Genomic DNA, 21,477 nt, shown 5'->3' on the forward strand with positions numbered 1-21,477 from the left:
TATAAAAAAAGAAAAAGGATTAAGTTTATACATCAGAGTACAATAAACCTAATGCTCTGTTTGAAAATAGCAAAATAAATGAATTGATAATCAATGAAGATATGATTATTCCAACTATTGGGATTGCTGTAATGAAAGCTCCAACCATAGCAATTATAATTGCTATAATCCATAAAATAATAACAAATACAAATAAATTTACAATACCAATTTCTTTCATATCTGAAAATACCTGTCCAAAGCTGAATGCTTCACCTAATGAGTCATATTTAGCTAATCTGCATTGTGCAACTGTTGAGAAAAGAGCAAATATGATATAAAATATGATGGTAATTACAGCAGTTATAGCAATTCCTGAGAATAATCCTGCCCATACGCTTGATGGAATTGAATTTAAAATAACGGAAGTGCTGGAGGAATTGGTAGCCATTTGACTAATATTTGCTGGAGTAAATATTCTAGAAAGAGCAGGTCCCATAGTAGCATATCCAACTATGATACTAACAATTGTAGGAACAATCATATATACAACTTGAACAACAAGAACTTTTATTCCATCGATAAAATTATTCATCCAGTCAAATGATGGTATATCATCACCCAAATCAATTGCATTTTTCAATATACTAAGTCCGTAACCCACTAAAAGAATTGAGACTATAAGAGCAACAATAGCCCATATTGTTGCAAATGCTGAGTTTCTTACTCCAAATTGTGCAAGCAAAGTAGTTAAGTTTGCTATTAAAAATATTACACCCACAATTATTAAACTTTGAGGATTTGATATTGGATATTTTAAAGCATCCCCAAAAATTTCACCTAATTTCATAGTTATACACCTTTAAATTTATTACTCGAAAAAAGAGTACATAATATAGTTTAAAAAAACTAATATATAAATTAAATGGAAAGAAAATGAATATAAAATATAACGAGTGTATAAAAATTATATAAAAATAAGATTAGTAATAAAAAAATAAAAAAAGTACTATCTAAAAAGATAGCATGTTAAATTTATTCATCTACACCAAAGGATTTTTTAAGTAAATCTGCATTTACAAATCCTTCTTTATAGATTTTTCCAGTAGTTAAATCATTGATAACAACTTCAGCCGGAGCAAACATTCCTTTATCGATTTTGTAGAAGTCAAATTCTGCTTCTTTAAATACGTCGAAGAACGGTTTTCCATATCCGTCAGCTGCGGAAGATGGTAATTTAGCTGCAACATCTGCAACATCATCATTTTCATCAGATTCAACATAGTAGTAAGTTCTTCCACCGAATAAAACTGCATCGTTTGTTTTACCCATAGCTTTTAATCCGTCAGGATCAACCGGTGCAATAGGAGCGATACCTGCTGCATGTTTTACTTTTGTTACGTCAAACTTAATTGCTTCCAACATTTTGTAGGTTCCGTTTTCAACAACTCTTCCTGAAATTTGGATTGAACCAACCAATGAAGAGGTAGGAGCCACAAGCAAGTAAACGTTTTTAACATCAACATCACATTCATCAGCAATGTATTGTGCGACATCTTCACCAGGCAATACATCAGCTTCTAAAGTTAAAATAGCTAAATCAGCATCTTTGTCTTCATAGTCAATTTCTTCATAGGTTTCAGCTGGTTTTAATGCGATTGCACGAGCTGGACCTGAACCTAATGCAAAGAAATCTCCTACACTAACAGACCATCCTGCTTTTTGAGAACCTAAAGTTGAAATGGAAGGAGAATCAGTTTTGATTTTTACAGAAGGAAGAGCGAATTTTTCAGATAAATCTCCAGGAATTGAAATTCCTACATCTGCAAGTCCACCGAGACAAACTTTAGTATAAAGTTCACCTGCTTTAAAACTTCCATCTACATTAACACCACAATCTAAAACAGTAGCCCCATTATCTAATGTGGATACTGCAATGTTTAATGCATCTGCTTTTTCAATCATTACATCTACGGTTTTTTTAGCTTCTAAGTTTACACTTACCATCATTTAACCTCGAATAAATATTAAACTTACAATAATCGTAAGTTATTATTTAAAAATTTAGATTTATTATTATTTATATTTGCCTAAAATAATTTTATATGTAAACATATTAAATATATTAATATGTCAAGTGAAGATGTTATTAAAAGTCCATCACGTTCTATAAAAAGAACTTTATTAGTATTTATCGGGAATGCAATAGGACTCTATATTATAGCCCTTATCGGATGGGGAGTGAAAGTAACTTACATGGATGATATTTTAATTTTAGTAATGATTATAGGGATAGTCAATTCATTATTTTGGCCTATTTTAACCCGAATATTCATGCCGTTTCTTGTTTTGACCTTTGGAATAGGCTCATTGATATTGAACGGAGTGCTCTTAGAGATTCTTGCTCCATCATTTGGAATTAATATTTCAGGCCCAGGAATAATTCTTGCTCCATTATCAATGGCAGTTGTTTCAACAATATTATCATCACTGGTAACACTGGACGACCAAAGTACATACTACAGGTCAGTCATAAGGGATGCTAAAAGAAAAAGACCTAAAGAATCCAAAAAATATCCTGGATTGATAGTTGTTGAAATCGACGGGCTTGGACATAAGATTCTTGAAGAGGCTCTTGAAAAAGACTTGATGCCTACAGTTAAAGATTTGATTGATTCAAAATCACACACATTAAGAGAATGGGAAACTGACTTGTCTTCACAAACAGGTGCAAGCCAGGCAGGAATACTGCACGGAAACAACGAGGGAATTACTGCATTCAGGTGGATTGAAAAATCAAACGACAATGCAATGATGCAGTGTTCAGGACCTAAAAATGTTGAAAATCTAGAGAAAAGAATCTCAAATGGAAATGGATTGCTTGCAGAAAATGGTGCAAGCCGCTCCAATCTCTTTTCAGGAGACACAGACAACGTAATATTTACATTAAGTAAAATCATGCACATTAAAAAATTATATAATCCTGCATGGTATTCAGTATTTTCAAACCCAAGCAACTTTGCACGTATTGTTGTATTGCTTATATGGGACATGATTCAGGAAATCTACTCACAGATAACTCACTGGATATTTAATATACAGCCAAGAATCAATAGAGGAATAACATATATTGGTGTAAGGGCCAGTACAAACGTCTTCATGGCAGAAATCAACACATCAACATTGATCGGAGACATGATGGTTGGGGAAGTTGACATTGCATATTCAACATATTTAGGTTATGATGAAATTGCACATCACTCCGGAGTGCGGGATAAGGACGCATTCAATGCTTTAAAAAGAATGGATAAGCAAATCAATCATTTAGTAAATGCTACAAAATACACACCAAGGCCATATCAGTTCGTAATCCAATCAGATCATGGTCAGACAAACGGCGCAACATTCAAACAGAGAACCGGTCAGTCATTTGAAGATTTGGTTAAATCACTATTGCCAGATGATATGTCAATGTATGCAAACATGTCATCAAATGAAGACCACTATACCGAATCATTATCTCCAATAAACATCAGAAGAATAAAAAAAGAGGAAACTACTGTTGAAAAAACCGATTCAGACGTCATTGTTCTTGCTTCAGGAAATCTTGCGATGATTTATTTAACCCAATGGTCACACAGGCTAACATATGAAGAGATGGCATCAATGTTTCCTGATTTAATTCCGGGAATTGTAAACAATCCATTAATTGGTTTTATCGTTGTTAAATCAAGTGAAAACGGTGATCTGGCTATTGGCAAAAACGGAACATACTACTTGGACAGCGGTAAAATAGACGGTGAAAACCCTCTTGAAGGCTTTGGAAAAAATATAGCATCACACATCAAAAGAAATTCATCATTTGAACATACACCAGACATTTTGGTCAATAGTTTCTATGACAGCGAAAAAGACGAGGTTTGTGCATTTGAAGAGCTTGTTGGAAGTCACGGAGGTGCCGGCGGAGACCAATCAAAGCCTTTCATATTATATCCTTCAACATGGGATGTGTCCGATGAAGAGATAATTGGTGCTGAAAGTATTTATAAGATATTAAAAGAAAACAATAAAAAATTAAAAAATATCAAATAATTTGTGTTTAAATTATATTTAAACACATATAAATACTTTTAATCGGATATTATTTATATATAAACATTTTTAACTAAAATACAACATTATATATATGGACGAAAAAGAGCTATACCAAAAGTTGGGACATGTAAAAGTTTCAGCCTATCGAACAAAAACCTTAAAAAGCATTGGCCATGACATCAAAATGCCTTCAGAGATAGCAAAGGACATTGGAATTAAAACCAGTCAGGTTTCAGCATCACTATCTGACTTAAAAAAAGAAGAATTAGTAGTTTGTGTAAATGAAGAGGTTAGAAAAGGACGTCTATACAAATGCACCGACAAGGGCATAGAACTTCAAAAATATATCTAATACTTTTTGTAATGTATCTTTGATTCGTCAAATCTTATTTTAACATCATTATCATTCACAGGATAGCCAACACAAATCACCGCAAATGGAATGCAATACTCTGGAATGTCAAGATATTCAACTATTTTTCTGCACCTATCTTCAATCGGATGAAAGCCTAGCCAAACTGCACCTAAACCTTCATAAGTTGCCTGAAGCAATATGTTTTCACAGCATGCTCCCAAATCCTGCTCAATCATTGATTCTATTTTTGCCTCTTTGAGATTGCCTAAAACGACAATCAGCCTTGATGCCTCACCGGCAGGCTTTGCGAATTTATGCATGTTTGAAATAGCAACCTTATCTTCATCATCTTCTATTACGATGAACTCCCATGGCTGCTGATTGCATGCGGAAGGTGCCTGCATTCCCGCTTTCAGAAGATTTTCCATTTGAACGGGACTAACTTCATCATCTAAAAATTTACGAACACTGTGTCTTTTGAAAATCGGATTCATGATAATATGTTTATCACCAAACATTAAAAAAATTTCCATTAAAATAATTGAAAAAACGATTAATAATTTTTATAGAAAGTGAAATCATGCAATATTTATTGATTGATAAACTTAAAATTTACAATTGATAAAAAAATAATAAAAACAAAAACTGCCAAATCTACATGATAACTAAAAAATTAATGTTTTTTTCCATTAATAATTTCTTCAATTTCACGATTGGCATATGGGAAGTCATTGACATCAGTCAGAATATGGATTTGGTCACCATAATTAATCTGGAAATCCTCCTGTGCAATAACATAGCTCCCATTTCTTATAACAGAAACTACAATTGAGTTTTTAGGAAATGGAATGTTTTTGATTTCAACACCAATGTATTTACACTCCAAAGGAACAATATACTCTGATAAAACATGGCGTGAAGGCTCAGGAGTGAATTTTTCCTCTCGCCTATTCAATAATCTTTCAAGAAGAGATTCGTAAATAGGTTCATTTCCAAGCAGTGTCGGTACCACATAAGCTATTAGACAGACCAATAGCATAGAAACCAAAGCTTCAGTTGAACCGCTCATTTCAGACAAAAGAACAATACCTGTAATCGGTGATCTGACAGTTGCCGTGAAAAATCCGGCCATTGCAATAATGATGAATCTATAAACCAGAACACTTTCAAGACCGCAAATCGGAATAAATATGGATGCAAAAATAGCTCCGATATAAGCTCCTAAAACCAGAATAGGCAAAAATATTCCTCCAGGAGCACCTGAAGAAAATGAAAATATTGAAAATAATGCCTTGGCGACAAAATAGATTAAAAGCAAACCTAAGGACGGAACAGCTACATCAAGCATTCCCATCATGAAATGTCCGCCGTCACTTATCTCAGGCATTATTAAAGCTATTATACCAGATACTACAAATACAATTATAAATTTAATTTCCAGACTTAAATTAGGAATTTTAGCCCATAAATCCTCTGCCTTAATCATACCCACATTATAAAGATAACCAAGCAAACCCAATACCACACCAAGCAGCACCAGCAGCCAGTATGAAGATAATGGAATGTTGGCTACAGGAAAAGACAATATTGTGGACTGGCCAAAAATCATTTTTGATATAAAATCAGAGACAATTGCTGAAACTAATGCAACAAAAACCAAAGTTTTATCAAAACCATGATTTATCTCTTCCAAAATAAATATAACCCCTGCCATGGGAGCATTGAATGCCGCAGTTATACCAACAGCAGATCCGACAAGAACCAGTCTTAGCTCATCTGTTTTGGATTCTTTAAATATTTTAGAAACACCTTTACCTGCCATTGCACCAATCTGAACGGAAGGACCTTCAGGACCTAGGGACAGACCGCCCAATGCAGTGAAAATTCCACCAACTATCTTTGCAAACAAAGTCTTATACCAGTTTACATCCATAAATCCTTTCAGTTCAGCATTTACCTGAGGAATACCGCTTCCCCTTGCATCACTTTCCCAACGCATCAGATAAGCAGTCAATAATGCCAAAACTATTAAAAATACAAAAAATAATACAATGTAAATTACATTGCTGTTAATAATACTTAAATAGCCCCTTAATATATCCTCAGAGCCATTTAAAAGAAACCTATACAAACATACCATCAAACCTGAAAAAATACCTACTAGAATACCCTGTACTGTTAGTTTGAAAATATGTCTTGGGTTTTCAACAATGGATTTGAATGTCTTTTGTACTTCCTTCATCAATTAATATATTGAAGTTTATAAATTAAATAATTTATTTAAAAAAAAGAAAAGAAAAAAGATTTAGATATAACTTTCATCCTTTTTTCTAAAGTGAGCTTGTGGGTGATCGCATAACGGACATACTTCAGGAGCTTCTTTTCCGTAATGGATATATCCACAGTTATTACATTTCCATGCAATTTCTTCGTCTTTTTTGAATACTTTGTCTGCTGCAATTTTTTCAGATAAAGCATTATACCTTTCTTCGTGAGCCTTTTCAGTAGCTGCTGCCGCATCGAATAATTCTGCAATGTCATCTAAACCTTCTTCACGAGCGGTTTGTGCGAATTCCTTATACATTACAGTCCATTCTTCATGTTCGCCTGCTGCTGCATCTGCAAGGTTATCAGTTGTAGGAGGTACTTTACCGCCATTCAACAATTTGAACCAGATTTTTGCATGTTCCTTCTCATTGTCAGATGATTCCTGGAAAATTTCCTTGATTTCAACATATCCATCCTTTTTAGCTTGGGATGCGTAAAATTCATATTTTACACGAGCTTGAGATTCGCCTGCAAGTGCAGCTTTTAAATTCTCTTCAGTTTTTGTACCTTTTAAATCTGCCATATTATCATCTCCGATACAAGTGTATCTATTACTAGTTTGTAGATTATAGGATATAACTGTTATTTAGAAAAAGAAAAATATTGAAAAATCTTAACGTTAGTATTTTCAAAAAATCAATTAATTTCCAATATCTTTTAATAATTGATCTATTAACACATCATTTAATTTTTGTGAGTTTTCACGTGATTATCCTTTGTTTAAAAAGAATATGGGTCAGACAAAGGAAAAACTTTCATTGATGTGTTTAAAAAAAGGTTTTTGTAAAGAATATTATGTTTAATTGGAGCTTCTCCAGGTGTTGCCGCATTTTGCGCATCTGATGAAATTGGTTGGTGCCTCATCGGCAGATCTTGTCTGAACTGTCCACCAATAGCCTTTGGTTCCGCCGCACTTATAGCAGGTTATTCTTGTTGTCGGCAGTGCAACATTATTGTTGTCAGTTACAATGACTTCCAAATCCTTATTCTTTTCGCCTTCAAATTTGTACTGCTCTTCCAAATCATTTTCAGTTAGGGATTTTGTATATCCACATCTGCATTTGATTTTGCCATTATCAGGCATTAACATTGAACCGCAATTAGGACAGAATTCCATATAAAAAACACCATTAAAAATTCGTAAGTATTAGTTTAGTCAACCATACTTATAAAATAATCGGTTGAAAAAAAAAGAAAAAAGATTCTAGCAAATGCTAGAATAATCCTGAATCCTCAAGTTTTTCCTCAAAGAAGTGTGAAGCCTTGTCAGCTTTCTCTTTGATAATAAGGGATAGTATAATTGTAGCAATAGCTATTGCCATAAGGACTAAAAATGAAGGAATATAATTGCTCCAAATAAGTCCAAGTACAGTTTCTCTTACTATATTTATAGCATATGTCATCGGCAGATATGGATACAGTGCCTGGAAAATAGGATTCATGATTTCAATTGGATAAATACCTCCGGTTCCAGAAATCTGGAATACAAGAAGTAAAATTGCAACCATCTTTCCTACTTGGCCTACCGCCGATACGAATGAATATATCAATGTCATAAAGATTACCGATACAAAAATCGATGTGAATATAAACATTCCTAAATTGTCAACATGAACACCGATAGCAAATGTGAATACAATAGTTACAATGGCCTGCAATATAGATAATGCAATGAATAAAGCCAATTTACCAAAGTACATTTCCAGTGGAGAATATTTTGTTCCTGTACTTGTCCCTGCAGATAGCATTGCAGATGTGATTAATGCACCGACCCACATGGACAATACAATATAAAATGGTGCCACCTGGTCACCATAGTGGTCTGAAGGGAATTCCTCAATCTTGTCTAATGTAATTGGAGCATAGAAATATTCACCCAGTAATGTTTCATTAATTCCAGTTACATCAGATAATGAATTTGCAGCACTTGAAAGAGATGATGCTGCTGTTATTAATGCATATGCAGCCCCATTAGATAGTAATTGTGCACCTGCAGCCAAACTCAAGGAACCTTCAGCCAATTGAGCAGATCCTTGAGCAAGCTCTGCTGAACTGGCAGACAATTTAAGGGAACCCTGTGCTACATCATTTGTACCTTGTATCAGTTGATTTGCAGAATTTTTATAGCCAATCAATGTGTTAATTGTATCTTTTGCTTTTCCGTCAGGTAATTTATCAATGTCCTGTTGAGATATGTTAATTTTGGATTCTGCCTGTGATACCTTATCCTGAACTGTAGACCATCCGGTTGATACCTGTTCTGCACCTGTTGAAAGCTGAGATGCACCATCTGTAATTTGATTTGCACCGTCAACGACCTGAGCTTCACCACTGGCAACCTGTGATGCACCTGATGAAACCTGCGCTGCACCTGAAGACAACTGAGCTGCACCTGAAGACATTTGTGATGCACCTGAAGCTAAACCAGACTGCAGTTCACCCAATTTACCATAAGCCGCTAAATTGATAAACTGGATAATTTTTGCATTCATCTCATTATAAATCATGTTTGCACCCTGCTGAGTAATTCTAGGAGCAACAGGATTTGTCTTATCATTTACAATATAAACTAATTTTGCGGATTGAGGGTCATCAGTTGTAATAGAAACAACATTTTTACTCAGGTTTTGCGGTATTATAATTCCTGCATAATAAGTTCCATTATGAACTCCCTCACGCAATGTATCTTCATCAACATAAACCCAATGGAATCGGGTTTCATTTTTAAGCCCTTCCACCAAATCCTCACCAACATTTAACTTCAATCCCTGATATTCTGTTCCGTTATCCATATTTGCTATAGCAAAATCCATATCATTTGTTTTTTCATACGGATCCCAGCAAGCATTGATGTTTATAACCGCATATAGAGATGGTAAAATAATGATAGCAATTAAAGTAATTACTACTATAGGATTTGAACGAGCAGCTCTGAAATCATTTTTCATAATTTCAATTACATTACCAAAATCTCGTTTTCCCATGATTAACCTCAAAAGCAAATTTATTAATATAATTTTTTTAAAAAAATATATCTATTAATAATGTTTATAAAAAATAATATTTAAAAGTAATTAATTTTTAACAGAATAAAAAAAATAGAAAAAAAGTTTGAAGTAGAGGCTCAACCCTCTACCATTATCAGCTTACCTGTCGATGGATCCTTGTATACTTTACCCATTTCAGTATAACCTTGACCTGAACTATTAGAAGTATCAGGAGTCTCATTTAACTGTTGGCCTTGATTAACTTCAGAAACACTCTTAATAGATTGCATTACTTGTTGTTTTTGTTCAGGAGTCATATCCTCATTGAAAACTATGGCCTGCATGTTCCAACTGATAATTACAAAAACAAGAAAACCAACAGCAATAACAAGCATAGCATCAACCAAGTTAGCTGTACCCGCCATCGGATCTTCTTCGACACGATTAGATCGCCTTCTTTGTTTTTTACGAACCATTTGAATCACTGTTTGTTCATATAATCTAAAACAGCATCTGACAAAGCATCTAAATCAGATAAATAACGGTCATACCAACCGCTTCTAATTTTACCGATAACATAACATAAAGCACCTGAACCAATACCTACAATTGTAGTGTTAAATGCAAGAGTTAATGATTCTGCAAGAGTATTTACATCTCCGGCACCTAAAGCCGCAAGCCCAGGACCCATAGGAATTAAAGTACCCATTAATCCTAAAGTAGGACCTACACGAGTAATAATATCAGTTTTTTGTAATGTTTTATCAGTTTTTTCTTCTTCATATTCAACTAATTTACGTGCTAAAGCTTCTCTTGAATTATTATCTAAAGCAGATGAACTTGCAATTTCAGTCAAAACCTTTTTTTGAGATTTTGGAATTTCTGCTGATTCAATAATACTTTTAAGTTCATCAACAGAAGCTGCAGAGTTAATTTTATAAATCAAATCCCTAACTGTTCCGACAGGAACTTTTTTTCTTGAAGTATATTCAGATATTACTCCTCCTAATGTAATGATTGAAATTACAACTATAATTAAAAGAATAACCAGTACGGGAATAGTTAAACTTTGGGAAATAACATCCAAAGAACCGGTTAAAAATTCTCCACCAGGTATACTTACACTCATTATATATCACCTTAATTTAATCTAAAAGACTTTTACTTCTTTTGTTTAAAAATATTCCAATAATCACCAATGCAATTATTATTAAGATTACTGCAATAATAGATTCAGGAGAAGTCATTGAAATAGTACTGAAATCCTTACTTAGGGAACCTGCAATATTTGGAATAACAATTGCAGAAAGTAAGAAATAAGCACCTAAAAGCAACATGAAATTTCCTAAAATAATCGGATAAGGTTTGCTTAAATACTTTACAATAACATTAGAAGCAAAGTAAGTTATAACAATCACTGCCACCAAAGCAGCAGCTGCAAACCAACTTAAATAAAAAGCACCAACACCAATAGTTGGAGCAACAATCAAAATACTTGCAACAATTGACCCGAAACAACATGGACAAGGTGCAATTACCGCAAGAGAAGTTGCAGTACTTGTATTATGATTATGCACTTTCCACTCACGAATTGTGAATAAACCTGCAATAATCATTATTAACGCCATGATTATATAGAATATTGAATTATAACTATAAATAGCTTGAGTGATTTGTTCTGCATACAATGATGCGATAGCAGAAATTATTAAAACTCCACCACCATATCCAACACAGATAATAGCAAATAATTTTTTTGACAAATTAGCTAAACCAGAAGCTAATCCCACTTTTATACCAAAAACGAGAATTGCCGCAAGAATACCAAATTGCCATAAAACACTCATCATATCCATATTAAAATCATCCCCATAATTAATTAAAAATCAATTACAATTTACATATTTATTTTTTAAACTATATAAAGTAAATTATTACATTTCAAAATTAAAAACCCCAACAAAAGACACATAAAGTAAATCTTATAGAGCCTATTTATCAATATTAAATTTACATTATTATATTTATACGTTCATTTTATTAAAACATTATTTAAAAATTTAAATAAAAAAATTAAAGAATAACTTTAAAGTTATTCAATTAATTAAAATTCATCTTGTTTATTTTTATTTCTAAAGTATCCAATAGCAAAAATTCCAACTAAAATAATTACACATATTATCAACTGTATAGACATGGATTTTTCAGTTGTTGTACTGCTACTTGAAACTGATTTTTCAACTTCGTAACTTTTGGATGAAGAATCAGCGCCTTCTTCACCAGTATTTTCCGGACCATTTATTTCAGAAGCACTGGATGCAGTGGCTGATTGTGATGAAGTTACACCAATACCTCTAGCAGTATCACCATTATTAAAACCGGATGTAGCACTGTCTGATTTTAAAGTGGATGAAGTGGTATTTGATTTAACATTGGCATTTGTAGTGTTCATACCAGAATTTTCATCTGTTTGGCTATCTGCACTGTCAGTATTAGGATTATTCTGGAAATTAGCTGGATTGAAGAAATTATGATTAGTTGCCTGGAAAATTTGATCAGCAAATTTGGCAAGCAAATCAGGATTAATAAAATCAACTGCCCATTGCATCATAGCTATGTTACCACAACTACAGTCACAACATGCAACACCATTTGCAATTACAGCTTCTGCCCATTGATTTGCAACATTGGATAATGTTGCGGAATCTGTTTTCCAGTAACCTTCATAAGCCGCAGTCAATAATGTACCTGCAGAAGATATAAATGCATAATTATTATTTCCTGTTTTTAACCAATCTGACACTCCTATTCCATACTTATCATTAAAGTAAACATCATATGCATCATCCCACATATAATTTGAAACAGCTTCAGGTCTTGTTACAGACCAACCAAGCAAATCAGTTAAAAATTTATTGGAAATATATCTAGCACCACTATAACCTTCCTGCATCATTCCAGATATCCAATCAGGATTTGAGTAGCGAGTGAGAATTTCTTTTGCAATAGCCTGTTCAATTGATGTAGTATATGGAGTATTTTTATTTCCATACATCAATACATTCATGTTTGGAGTATTTCCATTTACATAAGCCATTGTCATTGAAAGTCCACCCCAATAATCAAAGAAATCATCATTATCTAAAACACCATAAACATTAGTGTTACGACTAACAATCAAATCATTTGTATTGTTCAATGCTCTTGCAAATACTAATGGATTTGTTTCACCCCAATAGAATCTGGAATACATATTTCCCATTCTGCCTAAATAGAAATCAGCTAATTCATCAGTATCATTCCAAGTCCAACTTAAAGATACTGATTTTGCAATTCCTGCACCGTAATCACCATTCGGTGGTGCAAAAATGCGTGTTATTGCACATTCAGCAGCATAAGTAGTATTATATCCTAACTCCTTATAGTAAATGAAATCATTAATCCAATGTTTAGCAACATAGTTTTCTTCAAATGATTCACCACCAACACCATAATAATCAACGCTGGCCATGATTTGATCCAAACCTTCTTCAATATCCTTAGCCCATTTGCTATTCATTAATTCATCATTGTCTAAAATATACATATATGATCTGGCCAATGCAACTCTAAATGCATTATCCATCAATATAGCTTGGGTAGAATATAAATCTCTAAAGTTACCACTTGTGATAACAGTAACGTCAATTCTTTTTTTAGCCCATCCATCAGGACGAGTCAAATCATTGAGTTTGATTACAGAAGGCATGATTCTAGTTTTTACACCAACACTAACCTCATCATCATCGTGTTCATGGTCATCATGGTCTTCATCATTACCCACCTGAACATATCCACCGGCACTTGGTGAAGATGAATAAATAGGTTCCATTCCAAGTAAATACAAAACAACTGAAATTAATGCACCATTATCTCTTGCTGTTTCAACACACCAAATTCCCATTACAAGCTTTTCAGTATCATCTGTTAATCCTTCTAATGCAAGCAGTGTTAAAACACTTCCATATTCATATGCTTCTGCAGTTGGAAGTTCTTGAGATTGATCATGGAAGAAATTTCCTCCAGTAGGTAAAGAATTAACATCCAATACATCACCTGCAGGACCAGGAGCAATATATTTTCCATTCAATGCATCAATAAATGAATTTATTTCTTCATTAACAGACAGTTTTATCAAAGATATATACAATTTTGCATAGTCAAATGCTGCAATTAGACTAGATGAATTTACACCTAACACCTGTGCCACTTCATTACTTGAATAGTAAATCAAGGAGATTACAACATCTGAAGATAAATTCATTACTATGTCTCTTTCAAGAGAATTAAGCTCATTATATTTTTTAGAATATTTTATTTGTGCAATTTCATCATATAATGAAGTAGTTACGCCATTATATGTAAATTGTTGAGATAAGGCTGTCGATACTGACAATCCAATATCCTTATCTGTCCAATTCTGTCCAATCGCATGCAAACCCCAAGTATAAATTTCATTTTGAACAGATTTAATGAAAGAATCGACTGTGGAAACAACATCATCCGAAGATAACTTATTGAATGTATCATTGCTTATGCCCATAGAATGAACATAGTTATTTGTTTCAACAAGATGTCTGATTTCAGATACGAGTGCATCTTTAGAACTTTGATTTAATGAATTTTCATATTCATTTATCAGATTGGCTAAAGAAGTTAAGTTTCCATAAAGTTGAGTATAAGCCAAAGGAGAAGTCAAATGAGAAATCATTACTGCAAAACCTCTTCTTTTAGCCTGAATTCCTTCACCAAGACCATCAGAAATGTAGAAATATATTTGAGGAGTATCGCCAACAACAATAGAACCGTAATCTGTAGAAGATAATAAGACCTCCTTACCAGGCAACCATTCATGAGTTGCATGTCTTCCAACAAATACCATTGATTGTGGATAATATTCCTGGAAATAATAATATGCAGCCAAATATTGATGTGTTGGAGCAACTGCAGAGCTGTGATATAATGCATCAGAATCTGCTTCCCATCCTCTTTGAGGTTCAGGTGCCACAAACACATTACCGAATGTTAAACCCGGAATTACAAAGTATTGTGTTCCATTTCTCCAAACGGTCATAATATTGCCCGGAGCATCTCCCCAACCATTCAAACCAGGCACATTCAAATCAGCCCATTGCTTTTTATATTTTAAAAAAACATCATAATCTGATTCTAAACCTGTCTTTAAATACTGTTTTAAAGATGCAACAATATTATCTAAAATTGGAACTGCCTGAGAAGTATAATTGTCCGGAAGCAATGCAATAATTTCACTATACCATTCAGTCAGCCTCTCATCCATAGGATCTGTGTAATTAATGGCTATTGCATTTCTTGATAACTCACCAATATAAGCAACAGGCCCTTCCACAACCTGTAATTTAGAGATAGGCTGTAAATTTTCAAACCATCCTATGTATTCAGAAACCGGAAGCAAGACTACATTAGACCTATTAGCTAATTTTTCAAGTTCACCTGGAGCCCATGTAGCTACATTAATACCGCATTTAATAATCATATCTTCCAATTGGCTGGTATTTTCTGGAAGTTCACCAACATCATATCCTTCAGTTTTCAAAGCAAGCAAAAGATTATAGATACTAGTTATTGAATCCAAGTAACTTGAACCGATATTTTGTTTTCCCGGAGGATAATTATAATAGATTAATGAGATTTTTTTATCTGCATTTTCTGTATACTTCAAATCTATCCATGAAACAATACGATTAGTTAATAAATCAATGTTTGTATCATGTGGTTTGTATCCAGAACGTTCCGCACCAGTATTAGGGGATATTTCATGAGTTACACCACCAACAAAAGTAGCTTCAATTATACCTTGTGCTTCACCAATGGCAACATGCCACCATTTGTCACTTCTGTTTCCTGGAAGACCTGTAGTACTTAATTCCCACTCACCATTATTCACATAATCTGAGTGGACAGCTCTAAATACTTGTACTCCGGCAGTTTCAAAAAATTCAGTTACTTTATCAAATAATGTTCCTCCAATACCATAAGCAGGCATTGAAACGATTGCATCAACATGACTTTCATATTCTGATGGATTATCTAAAAATGATTGGTAATCTGGAGCATTGGTAAAATATTCAACCATGACTTTATATTGGTCATCTGAACCTCCTGCCGCTACAACAGGAATAACATTAGCACCTTTGGATTCTAATGATTTTATTAATGCATAATACGGTTCTAAAGAAGCACTGGATACATACATATTACTTTCAAGCAAACCAACAGTATATTTTCTTGATGAATTGAAATACTGCTTTTTGTATTCTTCCAATGACATATATTTTTCCCTATATATACCATATTGATAGGACTGATGGAAAACCGGATTAGCATACTGGCAATTAAAACCGCAGGTATTCAATGCCCATAATATCTGATTAATTTGATTTTCTTTATCATTGCAGTCTTTATATAAAACCGCCTGATTATATTTGGAATCCACTTTATTTCCATTCCCATTGGTCAGATAATCATTTACAGATGTGTATGATTGTCCTCTTTTTGTTGTTTGGAAATATTCATTTAAAAAGTCGGCTGTGTATGTACTATCATCGAAGATTTTATGATAATTTATAGTAGAATTTTTAACCAAATTAAATGTTTTAAGCTGTGAAGAAGAGGATGTTTCCAATATTAAAAACATTTCTTTATTTGACAAATTAGGATATTTTAATAACAAATTTGTAAAAACAGAATCAGCATCTGTAGTTAACCAGTTTGCCATGACAATATCACTTTTATCAACAAGTTCATAGAGTTCATCTTCTTTCATAGTAGAAATCTGATTTGAACTTCTAACCTGAATATTAACATTTGAATAGTTATTTAACACTTCATTAGCCGCTGAATCAAAAATATTTGTTCCTCCATTATCACTAATAAGCAACATAGATTTATCATATTGATTTGAATCAGCAGAGGTAATTGTATTATTATTATCCTGTGCAAATGAAATATTTAAACTACACATAATTAAAACAATTAAAATAGCTAAAATTGCTATATACTTAAAATTAAAAGTATTAAAATTACTCCTAATTATTTTAAAACCTCCTTTGAAAAGAACTATAAAATAATCCCTTTCAGATTATATTTTGAAAATAATTATTAATATATTTAATCAAAGTATTACCAATTCAATAAAATCATATAAAAAAGTATTACTAAAAAAAAGAATGGATGATAAAAAATCATCCACGAATTGAAATAGTATTTGCAATGTTTGCACCATTATAACTTGAAGTTATAATATATTCACCGGCCATCAAATTAATATTAAGCCTTGCAACACCTGTTGAATTAGTAGTTCTGGTGTAAAATACACCATTTACATTAAATTGTATTTTTTCGTTTGCTAATGGAATACCTTTTCCATCTAACAGTTTGGCTTTAAACGAAGATCCGTCCCTATAAGACATTTTTAAATCACTGGCTGACAAAACAGGCAAAATTTTAATATTATTTGATACCTTACAATCACCATATTCTGCGGTAATTATATAATCACCAGGTTGCAAGTTAAGATTAAGTTTAGCAATGCCTGATTCATTAGTTGTGCGAGTATAGAATACTCCATTAATATTGAATTTTACATCGATACCTTTACCAACAGCTTTACCATCATCACCAATAATTTTAACAGTATACTGGCTTGCATTCCTATAATATTTAGTCAAGTCATTATTTTCAACAATCTTTGATATGACTTCAATATTATTAGCTGCATTTTCACCAGTTACACTATTTGTTGCTGTGATAACATATTCTCCTTTAGGTAAATTAATATTTAATTTTGCAAGACCTTTATCACCATTTATAGATCTAGTATACAATACACCATTAATATTGAATTGAACTTCAGTTCCATCAGCCAAATATTTTCCTGTTGAATCTCTAAATGTGGCATAATATTGAGTTCCATTTCTGAAAACTTTAACAACATCAGTACCGTTTACAGTTGGTTTAATAATTACTTTAGATGTTATTTTAGCAGAATTATATTTTTTACTGCCATTAAATGCAATATCGGCATCATATTCATTACTTCCTAAACCTAAAGCAATAGAAACGACACCATTTTTATCAGTTTGACGATTATAACTTACTCCATTTAATTTAATGGAAATTGATTCATTACTAATAGGATTACCTGCATAATCTTTAAGATAAACATATAATCTTTCAGACCCTTTGTAATATTTTTGAACATCAGGAGAAGTTAAATTAACTGATTTGTTATCTTTTACTTTGACATTAACATCATTGCTGGTTGGATTATATTTATCATCACCGGAGTAATTTACTATAAATTTATAATCACCAACATCCAAATTGGAAATAACAAAAGTTGCTTTTCCATTTTTAATTGAAATAGTTGAATTGTTCAAAGTTACATTACCTGTAGCATCTTGAGGCAGTACCACATCAATGTTTACATTTTCACCAACAGTGATATCTTCAGCACTTAAATTTAATTGAGGAGTAATTTTTTCAAATTCTACAACTAAAATATCATGTAATGATAAAATGGTAGATCCTGTAGCCTGGAAATATATTTTATTGGATTTCAATATGGAATTAGTCATATCAATTAAATGATAATTTAATGAATTACTTGTACCATTCCAAATATTATTATATCCTTTTTCATTTACCACAACATTAGCTTCACCAGCCTGTGCACCTGCAGCAAATACATATAATGTAGATTTAATTGAGTCATCAGAATTAACATCCATAAATGTGTATGATCCGGATTCAATATTTGCAGGTTTGGATAATAAATCAGCATTTTCAGCAATATAAACCAATTTATAAGTAGTGCTTTTACTGTTATCAGTCAATAAAACCAAAGATGGAGGATAAACAGCACTTCCACCAGCATCCTTATTTAAAACCAACTTATTAGCACCAGATTTAACCAAAGCAGTAACATTATAAACAACCAAACCATAACCGTACCTACCATAAGTACCTAGATTAGACTGGTCACGATAATTAGCAACAGGAGCAATGGTCTTACCATTAAATGCAATATTCCAAGAATTAAAGTCACCAGAAGCTACTTTATCCCAATTATAAGAAATATAAAGCAAAGCTTCAACAACACCAGAATCTTTAACATTAAATGTACTCTCAAGACCAGTGGCGCTGCTGCCGGCATAAACAGAATCATCCTGAGTCAAAACAACAACATCACCAGTAATATTATAAACACGATTAACAGTACCATTAAAAGCAGGATAAGCCAAATCCTTACCTAAATTACCATTATATAAAACATTGAAAGAAGCACTAGTGGAATTTAAAACATTATCAAACTTATCCACAATCAAAAGAGTATAATCCTCTTTTTTATTTTTTTCACCATTAACCGTAGATTTATCAATTGGCCTAATTGTTTTATCAACAAAGGTAACTTTTCCAGTTGAATTATATTTGAGAGACAAATCACTGGATGCTATTTCTTTACCGCCAGCCAATAATTTTACGCTACCATCAAATGCCTTATTACCATTAACAATATCAACGGTTAAAGTATTATTAACTCCAGCAAAAACAGTGTTTGCATATGGAGGTGTAATTGTTGCTGAAATTGTATTAAACTCCAATGATTTTTCACAGACAATAATTTGATGCAATGCCAAAATTGTTGAACCAGTAGCCTGGAAGTAAATTTTATTATTATTTTTAATATCATCAGTTGAATTAATCATGAAATAATTTAATGAATTGCTAGTTCCAGTCCAAATGTCATTATATGATTTATCGTTGATAATTATATTTCCTTCACCTGATTGTGCACTGGCAGCAAATACATATAATGTAGATTTAATTAAATCAGTTGTATCAACATCCATAAATGTGTATGACCCTGATTCAATATTTGTAGGTTTGGATAACAAATCAGCATTTTCAGCAATATAAACCGTTTTAAAAGTTTTATTTTCATCATTATTAGTTAATAAAACTAAAGATGGAGGATAAACAGCACTGCCACCAGCATCCTTATTTAAAACCAACTTATTAGCACCAGATTTAACCAAAGCAGTAACATTATAAACAACTAAACCATAACCATATCTTCCATAAGTACCCAGATTAGACTGGTCACGATAATTAGCAACAGGATTAACTAAAACATTATTAAAAGAAACTTTCCAAGAATTAAAATCACCAGAAGCTATTTTATCCCAATTATAAGAAACATAAAGCAAAGCCTCAACAACATCAGAATCTTTAACATCAAAAGTACTCTCAAGGCCAGCAGCACTGCTTCCAGCATAAACAGAATCATCCTGAGTCAAAACAACAACATCACCAGCAATATTATAAACACGATTAACAGTACCATTAAAAGCAGGATAAGCCAAATCCTTACCTAAATTTCCATTATATAATACAGCATAAGAGACATCTGTTGAATTAACTATATTACCTGCACTATCTTCAATAACTAATGTATACTTTTCATAATTATTTTTTGCTCCATTTACAGTGTTGGCAGTTACGGGTCTGATTTTTGAATCAATGAAATATAATTTTTGATTTATTCCATTTTTTAAACTAATTTGTTCATTGAAAACTAAATTTTTATTATTATATAATTTAACAGTTGCATTCAAATCTTGACTTGATTTAACGTTTATTGTCAAATTGTTCTGAACACCTGCATAAATAGTGTCCTTATATTGTGGAGTTATACCTGAAGTTACAGTAAGATATGATTTAACAACCTTTAATAATTGAACATTTGATTTAAAAGAACCATAACCATTTGTAGACGCCTTATATGAAAAATTAGTGTCTTGTCTTATTTGAAAATTATTTGTAATGTTCCATATATCATCTATAAAATAACTTCCTGTCTTTTCATAAATCGGGTCATAAATCAACTTATTATTAATCCGAGATAATGCATTATAAGTAGATAAACCAATATTTTCAAAAGTTACTTCATCATATTCTCCGTCGAAATCTTTAGTATTAATTAAATTAGAACGCGTGGATTGAGTCCATGACTGTCCAATATTTAACCAATAATTGATTTTATCATCATCTCCATCATCATAAATCAATATTATTGATATTAACTTTATTCTAGCATCAAAATTATAACCATCTTTTCTTGTATTTTCCACAGAAACAGTGATTTTATCACCTGCAGATAAATTCTTAACTTTTTCAGTTATGTTAAAAACAGATTGATAATCAGAATATTGTTTTGTAGTATGATTATTCACTACATAAACTAAAGGATCATTAGTCATACTAAATTCACTATATAAATCTTCATAGCCCAATACTTCAAATCCGTTTGATGTATTTAATGTTATATTAGAGTATAAAGCATAAGTAGGAGCACCGCTCCCAGAGTACGAATTTACAATTGCATAAGCCGATTTAATTTCATCAACATTATCCGGAATTATATATTCAACACTTCCAGATGTTTTCCAAGGATTTGCACTTTCAATATGCGCATCCCCTGATACAGTTCCAGTTTCAACTAATTCCATAGCAGGTGCCTCATCAGCAAATGCTACACCTACTGTCATTATAATCAAAAATGAAACCAATAAACATAATAAAAAATTATTTCTAAATTTCATTTATTATACACCTATCAAATAATGTATAATAAAAAGTTTAAAAAAATAA

14 protein-coding genes are annotated in these 21,477 nt (G+C 32.3%); 2 read left to right on the forward strand and 12 right to left on the reverse strand.

Features of this window, described 5'->3' with window-relative positions; all coding sequences use genetic code 11:
• Positions 1-25 precede the first annotated feature (25 nt).
• Positions 26-829 (reverse strand): DUF4013 domain-containing protein, encoded by an 804-nt coding sequence (locus tag SM9_RS06485; RefSeq protein ID WP_058739366.1) that lies wholly within the window; start codon positions 827-829, stop codon positions 26-28.
• Between the two features lie 185 nt (positions 830-1,014).
• Entirely contained in the window at positions 1,015-1,986 is a 972-nt protein-coding gene (gene mch, locus SM9_RS06490) for a methenyltetrahydromethanopterin cyclohydrolase (RefSeq protein ID WP_058740321.1), read from the reverse strand.
• Between the two features lie 123 nt (positions 1,987-2,109).
• On the opposite strand from mch, the gene SM9_RS06495 reads away from it, so the two are divergent.
• Positions 2,110-4,071 carry a phage holin family protein gene (locus tag SM9_RS06495; RefSeq protein WP_058739367.1) on the forward strand — a complete coding sequence of 654 codons (1,962 nt, stop codon included), beginning with the start codon at positions 2,110-2,112 and terminating at the stop codon, positions 4,069-4,071.
• A 94-nt stretch (positions 4,072-4,165) separates the two neighbouring features.
• On the forward strand, positions 4,166-4,426 hold the full coding sequence (locus tag SM9_RS06500) for a hypothetical protein (RefSeq protein WP_058739368.1): 261 nt from the start codon (positions 4,166-4,168) through the stop codon (positions 4,424-4,426).
• Here the strand turns inward: SM9_RS06500 and SM9_RS06505 are convergent.
• From SM9_RS06505 to SM9_RS06550, 10 genes are all read right to left on the reverse strand, one after another.
• Complete coding sequence (locus SM9_RS06505) at positions 4,423-4,947, reverse strand: nitroreductase family protein (RefSeq protein WP_232299101.1); 525 nt, start codon at positions 4,945-4,947, stop codon at positions 4,423-4,425. The two genes, SM9_RS06500 and SM9_RS06505, sit on opposite strands and share 4 nt — an antisense overlap.
• Positions 4,948-5,102: 155 nt before the next feature.
• A complete protein-coding gene (locus SM9_RS06510; protein WP_058739369.1) occupies positions 5,103-6,671 on the reverse strand; it encodes a ClC family H(+)/Cl(-) exchange transporter in 1,569 nt (522 codons plus the stop codon).
• Positions 6,672-6,734: 63 nt separating this feature from the next.
• Positions 6,735-7,280 (reverse strand): rubrerythrin, encoded by a 546-nt coding sequence (rbr, locus tag SM9_RS06515; protein ID WP_058739370.1) that lies wholly within the window; start codon positions 7,278-7,280, stop codon positions 6,735-6,737.
• A gap of 276 nt (positions 7,281-7,556) precedes the next feature.
• A complete protein-coding gene (locus tag SM9_RS06520) occupies positions 7,557-7,874 on the reverse strand; it encodes a transcription factor S (RefSeq protein WP_058739371.1) in 318 nt (105 codons plus the stop codon).
• A gap of 97 nt (positions 7,875-7,971) precedes the next feature.
• Complete coding sequence (locus SM9_RS06525) at positions 7,972-9,741, reverse strand: YhgE/Pip domain-containing protein (RefSeq protein ID WP_058739372.1); 1,770 nt, start codon at positions 9,739-9,741, stop codon at positions 7,972-7,974.
• Positions 9,742-9,881: 140 nt separating this feature from the next.
• The gene (locus SM9_RS06530) at positions 9,882-10,220 is read right to left on the reverse strand and encodes a DUF2149 domain-containing protein (RefSeq protein WP_058739373.1); all 339 of its coding nucleotides are present in this window, start codon (positions 10,218-10,220) and stop codon (positions 9,882-9,884) included.
• 5 nt (positions 10,221-10,225) lie between these two features.
• Complete coding sequence (locus tag SM9_RS06535) at positions 10,226-10,873, reverse strand: MotA/TolQ/ExbB proton channel family protein (protein WP_058739374.1); 648 nt, start codon at positions 10,871-10,873, stop codon at positions 10,226-10,228.
• Between the two features lie 16 nt (positions 10,874-10,889).
• Positions 10,890-11,600 (reverse strand): DUF2162 domain-containing protein, encoded by a 711-nt coding sequence (locus SM9_RS06540; protein ID WP_058739375.1) that lies wholly within the window; start codon positions 11,598-11,600, stop codon positions 10,890-10,892.
• 248 nt (positions 11,601-11,848) lie between these two features.
• Positions 11,849-16,786 carry a cobaltochelatase subunit CobN gene (locus SM9_RS06545; RefSeq protein ID WP_083495861.1) on the reverse strand — a complete coding sequence of 1,646 codons (4,938 nt, stop codon included), beginning with the start codon at positions 16,784-16,786 and terminating at the stop codon, positions 11,849-11,851.
• Between the two features lie 220 nt (positions 16,787-17,006).
• Positions 17,007-21,428: a DUF3344 domain-containing protein gene (locus SM9_RS06550; protein ID WP_058739377.1), complete on the reverse strand. Its 4,422-nt coding sequence runs from the start codon at positions 21,426-21,428 to the stop codon at positions 17,007-17,009.
• Positions 21,429-21,477 lie beyond the last annotated feature (49 nt).

The organism is Methanobrevibacter millerae (assembly GCF_001477655.1).
Lineage (GTDB): Archaea > Methanobacteriota > Methanobacteria > Methanobacteriales > Methanobacteriaceae > Methanocatella > Methanocatella millerae_A.

What these genes read in the sequence shown, in the direction of transcription:
- SM9_RS06485 (WP_058739366.1), bottom strand. Translation starts at nt 829, where the DNA reads ATGAAATTAGGTGAAATTTTTGGGGATGCTTTAAAATATCCAATATCA.
- mch (WP_058740321.1), bottom strand. Translation starts at nt 1,986, where the DNA reads ATGGTAAGTGTAAACTTAGAAGCTAAAAAAACCGTAGATGTAATGATT.
- SM9_RS06495 (WP_058739367.1), top strand. Translation starts at nt 2,110, where the DNA reads ATGTCAAGTGAAGATGTTATTAAAAGTCCATCACGTTCTATAAAAAGA.
- SM9_RS06500 (WP_058739368.1), top strand. Translation starts at nt 4,166, where the DNA reads ATGGACGAAAAAGAGCTATACCAAAAGTTGGGACATGTAAAAGTTTCA.
- SM9_RS06505 (WP_232299101.1), bottom strand. Translation starts at nt 4,947, where the DNA reads ATGTTTGGTGATAAACATATTATCATGAATCCGATTTTCAAAAGACAC.
- SM9_RS06510 (WP_058739369.1), bottom strand. Translation starts at nt 6,671, where the DNA reads ATGAAGGAAGTACAAAAGACATTCAAATCCATTGTTGAAAACCCAAGA.
- rbr (WP_058739370.1), bottom strand. Translation starts at nt 7,280, where the DNA reads ATGGCAGATTTAAAAGGTACAAAAACTGAAGAGAATTTAAAAGCTGCA.
- SM9_RS06520 (WP_058739371.1), bottom strand. Translation starts at nt 7,874, where the DNA reads ATGGAATTCTGTCCTAATTGCGGTTCAATGTTAATGCCTGATAATGGC.
- SM9_RS06525 (WP_058739372.1), bottom strand. Translation starts at nt 9,741, where the DNA reads ATGGGAAAACGAGATTTTGGTAATGTAATTGAAATTATGAAAAATGAT.
- SM9_RS06530 (WP_058739373.1), bottom strand. Translation starts at nt 10,220, where the DNA reads ATGGTTCGTAAAAAACAAAGAAGGCGATCTAATCGTGTCGAAGAAGAT.
- SM9_RS06535 (WP_058739374.1), bottom strand. Translation starts at nt 10,873, where the DNA reads ATGAGTGTAAGTATACCTGGTGGAGAATTTTTAACCGGTTCTTTGGAT.
- SM9_RS06540 (WP_058739375.1), bottom strand. Translation starts at nt 11,600, where the DNA reads ATGGATATGATGAGTGTTTTATGGCAATTTGGTATTCTTGCGGCAATT.
- SM9_RS06545 (WP_083495861.1), bottom strand. Translation starts at nt 16,786, where the DNA reads ATGTGTAGTTTAAATATTTCATTTGCACAGGATAATAATAATACAATT.
- SM9_RS06550 (WP_058739377.1), bottom strand. Translation starts at nt 21,428, where the DNA reads ATGAAATTTAGAAATAATTTTTTATTATGTTTATTGGTTTCATTTTTG.